We start from the raw sequence: 7,982 nt of genomic DNA, 5'->3' as shown, positions 1-7,982 counted from the left end.
TGGGTGTGTCAGCCATTGAAATCGGTCTGCCATTTTCAGACCCTGTTGCAGATGGGCCGGTTATTGAAGAAGCCGGTCTGAGAAGTCTGGGCCACCATACTTCGGCCAAGTCTTTAGTCGCAAGCTTGCAGAATTTGGACACTCAGCTGCCTCTCATCATCATGACCTACTTCAATCCCATTTTTCAGTATGGCCTCAAAGATTTCGTCAAGGACCTGGCTACGACGCCGGTTAAGGGATTGATTATTCCGGATCTGCCCTACGAGCATAGGGACTTTATCCTGCCTCTGCTGGAAGATTCAGATATCGCTCTTGTTCCTTTAGTGAGCCTGACAACTGGCCTAGAACGTCAGCAGGAGCTGATCAAGGAAGCTGAAGGGTTTATTTACGCTGTAGCCATCAACGGTGTGACGGGTAAGAGCGGAAGCTACCGCAATGATTTGGACCAGCATTTGAGCAAACTCCGTGATATTGCAGAGATTCCAGTACTGACAGGCTTTGGCGTTTCGACTTTAGAGGATGTTGACCGCTTCAATCAAGTCTCAGATGGAGTCATTGTCGGATCTAAGATTGTCAAAGCTCTTCATGAAAAGGACGCCAGCATAGCAGCCTTTATCCAAGAAGCAGCAGCTTATAAGAAATAAGAACCACAACACCAAACAAAAGACAGGGTACAAATGCTAGCCTGTCTTTTTTCTTTTTAAAGCAGAAACAGGCGAGGCCAGAGAAGCTAGCGATTTGGATAAGAAGGAGAATTTCTGTTAGGTTGAAAATAGCTGAGCAGGACGCCAGAAATAGAAAGTCGCCAGCTCCGATGCGAAGATTAAAAAAGAAGGCTAGAAGTCCTAAGGCTAAAAAGAAGAGCATGAGAAGATTAACGCCTGCTGTCACTATCAACAAGAGATGAAAAATCAGCCAGATTAGGAGAGGGTATTCTTGCTCGCGCTGATCGTAGATGGCTAAGGTCAGGCCCATAGTTAGCAGTAAGAGCTGTGCTAGCGAAAGATAGCCTAAGCTCCAGCTTAGAAAAAGTAAACCCAGCACTAACTCAAAAGCAGCATACCAGACAGGAAGCTGGATCTTGCAGAAACGGCAACGGAAGCCATTAAGCAACTGAGAAAGGATAGGGATCAAATCCCGTGCTCTGAGTATCTGCTTGCAGTTGTCACAGTGGCTGCTTGGTGAGATGATGGACTGATCAGGGAAGCGGTCAATAACTAAGCCTAGAAAGGAGGCTAGAACCGTTCCGACTAGAAAAAAGTATAGATGAATCATACTTATTTATTCGTAATTTTGAGCAGAAAAATTTTGAAATTTTACAACTTTTCTAATAAAGTAAAATTTTGAGTTTTAAGGCTTGACTTTCTTAATTAGAAGCATTATAATTAAAACATAATCAATAAAGATTAGAATGATTACAAATAAAAAGAGAGGTATCATTATGACTCAAGTAAAACATGGCGCTGCAGCAGATGTAGCAACTTTCACTAACCAAAATTCTTTACCAAAAACAAAAGCTGTTCTTAACCAAGTGGTTTCAGATCTTTATACAGCTCGTATCGCTCTTCACCAAGTTCACTGGTATATGCGTGGTGCAGGCTTCATGGTATGGCATCCAAAAATGGACGAATACATGGATACAATTGATGAAACATTGGATGAAGTCAGCGAACGCTTGATTACTCTAGGTGGTAAGCCTTATTCAACTCTGACAGAGTTTATCCAACACAGCAAAATTGAGGAAAAGGCTGGCGAATTCAGCAAGAATGTTGAAGAAAGCTTGGAGCGCGTGATTGAAATCTTCCGTTATCTGACAGATCTTTACCAAGAAGCTATGGATGTAACGGATGAAGAAGGCGACGATGTAACCAATGACATCTTCGTTGGTGCTAAGGCAGACCTTGAAAAGACGATCTGGATGTTGACAGCTGAGCTTGGCCAAGCACCAGGTTTGTAAAATGATGTTTAAAGAGAGGCTGGGACAAAAGTCCTAGCCTCTATATTGTCTTTGGATTGTCGAGCAAGACGCAGTGGTTGAGTGGGTTCTACTAGGCTGATTTCATCAGCTTTTACAGTTCTACTCAACTGTGCGGAGGTGGGACGACGAAATCGAATTCTAACGAATTACCGATTTCTGCCCCACTCTCTTTGTTTTTTCTTAAGGATTGTTTAAGCTTCTTCCTCTATACTAAGATTATCAAATGAAGACCTCCTAACTTTGTTTGATAGAACTCCTAAACTTTTCTTTTTCATAATAATCTCCTGAAAAGGCAGTCTCCATGGCTGTCTTTTCTGTTTTGCTATCTTGAAAACTCTGCTAAAATCTGATAAAATATAGCTCATGAAAACACTCTATGATGTGCAGCAATTTCTTAAAAATTTCGGAATCATTATCTATATGGGCAAGCGTCTTTATGATATTGAGATGATGAAAATTGAGTTGGAACGGATTTACGATGCCGGCCTGATGGATAAGCTTGATTATCTAGAGGCTGAGGCTGTTCTTCGCAGAGAGCATCAAGTAGAGTTGAAGTATTTAGAGGATAAAGGGAGAAACTAGAATGGGAACTTGGATTTTATGGGCAATTTTGCTGGGAATGTTGGCTTGGATGGGCTTCAATTATTTCCGTATTCGACGTGCAGCTAAGATAGTAGATAACAGTGAGTTTGAAGCTTTGATTCGTCAGGGACAATTGATTGACCTGCGTGATCCATCCGATTTCCATCGCAAGCATATCTTGGGCGCGCGTAATATTCCGTCTCAACAGCTCAAGTCTAGTATCAATGCACTTCGCAAAGACAAACCAGTTCTTCTCTATGAAAATAGTCGTGGGCAACGTGTGACCAATGCGGCAATTTACTTGAAGAAGCAAGGTTTTAATGATATTTATATCCTGTCTTACGGTCTTGATTCTTGGAGCGGCAAGGTTAAGACAAGCTGATTCTTTGTAGAAATATATATACAAAATCAATATTTGGTCTTATTTTAGGGATTATCGGTCTGGTTTTGAGCAATTCTCATCAAAAAGAAACTCAATTAGATTATAAAACAGGAAGAATTCTTAATGTCGTCGGTATTGTCATTTCTGTCATCAACTGGAATGCAGGTATTATTCTGAGATTGAATGGATTTATGCAGTAAATAATAAAAAGGCTTGAATAAGCCTTTTTATTTTACCAGGTTTGTTCCAAATAACCTCTGATAATCTCGAGTTCGGAAGGATTCAGCGGTCGATAGCTGCCCTCTGTCAGATTGGGATCCAGTTGAAAATCACCGAAATGGGTGCGTTTGAGATAGGTGACCTTGACACCAACTGTTAGAAACATTTTCTTTACCTGATGAAATTTCCCTTCAGAAATGGTAACTGAGGCGGTGGAGTGCTCGGGGCTGGTCGTGTGAATCTGAAGTTGAGCGGGCTTGCAACGAGTGCCATCCAGAAAAACAATTCCTTGCTGAAAAGCAACTATGGCTTCTTGGTCAAGAGGACCGTTGACTTCGACATAGTAGGTCTTTGCGATATGGTATTGTGGATGGAGGAGCTGAAATCCCAGTGGCCCATTATCTGTAATCAGAAGCAGACCCCGTGTATCACGATCCAAACGGCCGATGGCGTAAAGCTGGTCGTTAAAATCTTCTGGGGCAATTAGATCTAGGACAGTCATCTTGTCTGCGTCAGAACTGGCAGTGACAGCACCAGCGGGCTTGTTCATCAGAAAATAATGGTGGGCTAGGTGGTTTAAAGCTTTACCAGCTAGGCTAATGGACTGGAGGCCACTATCGACATTTTGACTGAGGGAGCGAGCTGCTTGACCGTCAATTACAATCTGCTTTAGTCGCAGTTTTTGTTTCATCTCTTTCCGGCTAATCTTAGCTAGGGCTAAGAATTTATCAAGGCGCATGAGTTTTCCTTTCAAAGGTTTGGATCGATTCTTTTTTTCTTTTTATCATACACTTTCGGAAGTAAAATTGCAAAAATAGCTACAGTTTACGATTTACCTATGAAAACATTTACACTTGGTTAGCCCGTGTTTTTTGGAAAAAACTGTGTTATAATTTTTAGTTGGAAATAAATAATAAGATTTAGAGGAAATCATGACAAAATTAAGAGAAGATATCCGTAACATTGCGATTATCGCCCACGTTGACCACGGGAAAACAACCCTCGTTGACGAATTATTGAAACAATCTGAAACTCTTGATGCTCGTACTGAGTTGGCAGAGCGTGCGATGGACTCAAACGATATCGAAAAAGAGCGTGGAATTACCATCCTTGCTAAAAATACAGCTGTTGCCTACAACGGAACTCGTATCAATATTATGGACACACCAGGACACGCGGACTTCGGTGGGGAAGTTGAACGTATCATGAAAATGGTTGACGGTGTTGTTTTGGTTGTGGATGCCTACGAAGGAACCATGCCACAAACTCGTTTCGTATTGAAAAAAGCCTTGGAACAAGACCTTGTCCCAATTGTGGTTGTCAACAAAATCGACAAACCATCAGCTCGTCCAGCAGAAGTAGTGGACGAAGTCTTGGAACTCTTCATCGAGCTTGGTGCAGATGATGACCAGCTTGATTTCCCAGTTGTTTATGCTTCAGCGATTAACGGAACTTCTTCATTGTCAGATGATCCTGCTGATCAAGAAAAAACAATGGCACCAATCTTCGATACCATCATCGACCATATCCCAGCTCCAGTAGACAACTCAGATGAGCCTTTGCAGTTCCAGGTATCACTCTTGGACTACAATGACTTCGTAGGTCGTATCGGTATCGGACGTGTCTTCCGTGGTAGTGTGAAAGTTGGGGACCAAGTTACTCTTTCTAAACTAGACGGCACAACTAAAAACTTCCGTGTTACAAAACTCTTCGGTTTCTTTGGTTTGGAACGTCGTGAGATCCAAGAAGCCAAAGCAGGTGACTTGATTGCCGTATCTGGTATGGAAGATATCTTTGTTGGTGAAACTATTACGCCAACGGATGCTATTGAACCACTTCCAATCCTTCACATCGATGAACCAACCCTTCAAATGACTTTCTTGGTAAACAACTCACCATTTGCAGGTCGTGAAGGGAAATGGGTAACGTCTCGTAAAGTGGAAGAACGTTTGCAGGCTGAGCTACAAACAGACGTTTCCCTTCGTGTTGATCCAACAGATTCACCAGATAAGTGGACAGTTTCAGGTCGTGGAGAATTGCACTTGTCAATCCTGATCGAAACCATGCGTCGTGAGGGCTATGAACTTCAAGTATCTCGTCCAGAAGTTATCGTAAAAGAGATTGATGGTGTTAAATGTGAGCCATTTGAACGTGTTCAAATCGATACTCCAGAAGAATACCAAGGTTCTGTAATCCAAAGCCTTTCTGAACGCAAGGGTGAAATGTTGGATATGATTTCAACTGGTAACGGTCAAACTCGTTTAGTCTTCCTCGTTCCAGCGCGTGGTCTGATCGGATACTCAACTGAGTTCTTGTCAATGACTCGTGGTTACGGTATCATGAACCATACCTTTGACCAATATCTGCCAGTTATCCCTGGTGAAATCGGAGGCCGTCACCGTGGTGCCCTTGTTTCCATCGATGCTGGTAAGGCTACAACTTACTCAATCATGTCTATTGAAGAGCGTGGTACAATCTTTGTCAACCCAGGTACTGAGGTTTACGAAGGAATGATCATCGGTGAAAACTCTCGTGAAAATGACTTGACGGTTAACATCACCAAGGCTAAACAAATGACCAACGTTCGTTCAGCTACCAAGGACCAAACAGCGGTTATCAAGACACCTCGTATCTTGACCCTTGAAGAGTCACTCGAGTTCTTGAACGACGATGAGTACATGGAAGTAACGCCTGAGTCTATCCGTTTGCGTAAACAAATCTTGAACAAGCAAGAACGCGAAAAAGCTAATAAAAATAAGAAAAAACAAGCAGCAGAATAAATCATTGAGTTGACTGGTGGTAGAAAGGAGCAGTATGATTTACCTGATTATTGGAATATTAATCCTGCTTTTCTATGTATTTGCCATTCCAACTAGTATTAAGGGGACGTTGAATGTCTTGACATTTGTACTCTTGCTGGTTGCCTTGATCATTTTGCTTGCTTTGGCAATTTTTCAAATTTTTAAATTGCCTGGAGAATTATTTGTGAGTATCTTTTTGATTATTATTACAGTGTGGGCCTTGATGGACATTGAGCGTCTAGTACCATCTCAGAAATCAAAAGAACTTTAAACTCATAAACTATAAGGAAGGAATTAGGATTCCAAAGGTCGTGTAGACTTTTGGTGGCCTAGTTCCTTTTGTTTATCTAAAGCGAGATTCTTCAATGCTGGTTTTAGCTGAGTAGAAATATAATACAGTTACCGATGTTTTTTCGTTTAGCGAGAGCCTAATTTTTTTGAATGCTGTTGACCATCAGTGAGTAGGTCAGGTTTGATCAGATACTGGTAATTAAATGTTTTGGATAGTTTTTACTTATATAAATAGTTTTTTCGAAGATTTCAAAGAGAATAACATTTCTTCTTATTTATTAAAAGCTAATAACAGTTAAAATAAAAGCCTGATATGACTTTTTTATTTTCGCAAAAAAAGGTAAAATAGAAGGTAGTATGAATGAAGAGGTACATGATGAAGACTATTTCAAAATTTGCCAATAAGAAAGTTTTGGTGTTGGGTTTAGCTAAATCTGGGGAGTCAGCTGCCCGCCTTTTGGATAAGCTTGGAGCGATTGTGACGGTCAATGATGGGAAACCTTTCGAGGAAAATCCAGCTGCCCAATCTTTGCTAGAAGAAGGAATTAAAGTCGTGACAGGTGGCCATCCTCTGGAACTGTTGGATGAAGATTTTGAATGGATGGTGAAAAATCCAGGCATTCCTTATAACAATCCTATGGTCATGAGGGCTTTGGAAAAGCAGATTCCTGTCATTACCGAAGTGGAGCTGGCTTATCTGATTTCGGATGCACCGATTATTGGGATTACTGGTTCCAATGGAAAAACGACTACGACAACCATGATTGCGGAAGTGCTAACAGCAGGTGGTCAAAATGGTCTTTTGTCTGGGAATATCGGATTTCCAGCTAGTCAAGTCGCTCAAGATGCGGGTAAAACAGACACTTTGGTCATGGAACTTTCTTCCTTCCAACTAATGGGAATCGAAGCCTTCCATCCAGAAATAGCGGTCATTACAAATCTGATGCCGACGCATCTGGACTATCACGGCTCTTTTGAGGAATATGTGGCAGCCAAGTGGAATATCCAAAAAAATATGACAGCTTCTGATTATGTCGTTTTGAATTTCAATCAAGACTTGGCGAAAGAATTGGCTAAGAAAACAGCAGCCCAGGTGATTCCTTTTTCAACCCAAGAAAAGGTCGATGGAGCTTATCTGGACGGCGATGTGCTGACTTTCCGTGGGGAAGCCATTGTGAAAGCCTCTGAACTTGGCGTGCTCGGTAGCCACAATGTAGAAAATGCTCTAGCAACCATTGCTGTCGCTAAACTGCGCGGGGTTGACAATCAAGTTATTAAAGAAACTCTGGCTCATTTTGGTGGTGTCAAGCATCGGCTCCAGTATGTGGGTGAAATCAATCAAGTCAAATTTTACAATGACAGTAAATCAACTAATATTTTAGCGACACAAAAAGCTTTGTCGGGCTTTGACAATAGCAAGGTTATTCTGATTGCTGGTGGTCTGGATCGTGGCAATGAATTTGATGAATTGGTGCCAGATATCAAGGGATTGAAAAAGATGGTGATTCTGGGAGAATCGGCTGCGCGTGTTAAGCGGGCTGCGGATCAGGCAGAAGTGGGCTATCTGGATGCTTCAGATGTCAGAGATGCTACTCGCAAAGCCTTTTCTGTGGCGGAGCCTGGGGATGTTGTCCTTCTCAGTCCAGCCAATGCTAGCTGGGATATGTATAAAAATTTTGAAGTGCGGGGCGATGAATTCCTTGCCGTGTTTAAAGAATTAAAGGGATAA

At 41.8% G+C, this 7,982-nt stretch carries 9 protein-coding genes and 1 pseudogene; 8 read left to right on the top strand and 2 right to left on the bottom strand.

Annotated features, from left to right (window positions below):
• Positions 1 to 644, top strand: a 644-nt coding sequence (gene trpA, locus Q0191_RS09005; RefSeq protein WP_297665783.1) for a tryptophan synthase subunit alpha, incomplete at its 5' end; no start/stop codon positions are given.
• Here trpA and Q0191_RS09000 read toward each other — a convergent pair.
• Positions 613 to 1,275: an A24 family peptidase gene (locus tag Q0191_RS09000; protein ID WP_297665781.1), complete on the bottom strand. Its 663-nt coding sequence runs from the start codon at positions 1,273 to 1,275 to the stop codon at positions 613 to 615. The genes trpA and Q0191_RS09000 overlap by 32 nt on opposite strands.
• A 166-nt stretch (positions 1,276 to 1,441) precedes the next feature.
• On the opposite strand from Q0191_RS09000, the gene Q0191_RS08995 reads away from it, so the two are divergent.
• From Q0191_RS08995 to Q0191_RS08980, 4 genes and pseudogenes are all read left to right on the top strand, one after another.
• Complete coding sequence (locus Q0191_RS08995) at positions 1,442 to 1,957, top strand: DNA starvation/stationary phase protection protein (protein ID WP_015605512.1); 516 nt, start codon at positions 1,442 to 1,444, stop codon at positions 1,955 to 1,957.
• A gap of 384 nt (positions 1,958 to 2,341) precedes the next feature.
• Positions 2,342 to 2,560, top strand: a complete 219-nt coding sequence (locus tag Q0191_RS08990) for a YqgQ family protein (protein ID WP_005590812.1) — start codon at positions 2,342 to 2,344, stop codon at positions 2,558 to 2,560.
• 1 nt (position 2,561) lies between these two features.
• Positions 2,562 to 2,942, top strand: coding sequence for a rhodanese-like domain-containing protein (locus Q0191_RS08985; protein WP_297665776.1), 381 nt, complete (start codon positions 2,562 to 2,564; stop codon positions 2,940 to 2,942).
• A 35-nt stretch (positions 2,943 to 2,977) separates the two neighbouring features.
• Positions 2,978 to 3,142 (top strand): annotated as a pseudogene (locus tag Q0191_RS08980) (DUF4190 domain-containing protein); the annotation flags it as partial.
• A gap of 32 nt (positions 3,143 to 3,174) precedes the next feature.
• On the opposite strand, the gene Q0191_RS08975 reads toward Q0191_RS08980, so the two are convergent.
• The gene (locus Q0191_RS08975) at positions 3,175 to 3,900 is read right to left on the bottom strand and encodes a 16S rRNA pseudouridine(516) synthase (protein ID WP_297665773.1); all 726 of its coding nucleotides are present in this window, start codon (positions 3,898 to 3,900) and stop codon (positions 3,175 to 3,177) included.
• A gap of 193 nt (positions 3,901 to 4,093) precedes the next feature.
• Here Q0191_RS08975 and typA point away from each other — a divergent pair, with 193 nt between their 5' ends.
• The 3 genes from typA (at position 4,094) to murD (ending at position 7,982) form a co-directional block, all read left to right on the top strand.
• Positions 4,094 to 5,941, top strand: coding sequence for a translational GTPase TypA (gene typA / locus Q0191_RS08970; RefSeq protein WP_297665771.1), 1,848 nt, complete (start codon positions 4,094 to 4,096; stop codon positions 5,939 to 5,941).
• Positions 5,942 to 5,975: 34 nt separating this feature from the next.
• A complete protein-coding gene (locus tag Q0191_RS08965) occupies positions 5,976 to 6,233 on the top strand; it encodes a DUF3165 family protein (RefSeq protein WP_005590808.1) in 258 nt (85 codons plus the stop codon).
• Between the two features lie 396 nt (positions 6,234 to 6,629).
• On the top strand, positions 6,630 to 7,982 hold the full coding sequence (murD, locus tag Q0191_RS08960) for a UDP-N-acetylmuramoyl-L-alanine--D-glutamate ligase (protein ID WP_297665785.1): 1,353 nt from the start codon (positions 6,630 to 6,632) through the stop codon (positions 7,980 to 7,982).

Origin of the sequence: uncultured Streptococcus sp., from assembly GCF_938036805.1 — a bacterium.
Lineage (GTDB): Bacteria > Bacillota > Bacilli > Lactobacillales > Streptococcaceae > Streptococcus.
Note: the sequence above shows the minus strand (reverse complement) of the source record. Positions and strands in the feature narration are given on the sequence as shown.

What these genes read in the sequence shown, in the direction of transcription:
- Q0191_RS09000 (WP_297665781.1), bottom strand. Translation starts at nt 1,275, where the DNA reads ATGATTCATCTATACTTTTTTCTAGTCGGAACGGTTCTAGCCTCCTTT.
- murD (WP_297665785.1), top strand. Translation starts at nt 6,630, where the DNA reads ATGAAGACTATTTCAAAATTTGCCAATAAGAAAGTTTTGGTGTTGGGT.
- Q0191_RS08990 (WP_005590812.1), top strand. Translation starts at nt 2,342, where the DNA reads ATGAAAACACTCTATGATGTGCAGCAATTTCTTAAAAATTTCGGAATC.
- Q0191_RS08975 (WP_297665773.1), bottom strand. Translation starts at nt 3,900, where the DNA reads ATGCGCCTTGATAAATTCTTAGCCCTAGCTAAGATTAGCCGGAAAGAG.
- typA (WP_297665771.1), top strand. Translation starts at nt 4,094, where the DNA reads ATGACAAAATTAAGAGAAGATATCCGTAACATTGCGATTATCGCCCAC.
- Q0191_RS08965 (WP_005590808.1), top strand. Translation starts at nt 5,976, where the DNA reads ATGATTTACCTGATTATTGGAATATTAATCCTGCTTTTCTATGTATTT.
- Q0191_RS08985 (WP_297665776.1), top strand. Translation starts at nt 2,562, where the DNA reads ATGGGAACTTGGATTTTATGGGCAATTTTGCTGGGAATGTTGGCTTGG.
- Q0191_RS08995 (WP_015605512.1), top strand. Translation starts at nt 1,442, where the DNA reads ATGACTCAAGTAAAACATGGCGCTGCAGCAGATGTAGCAACTTTCACT.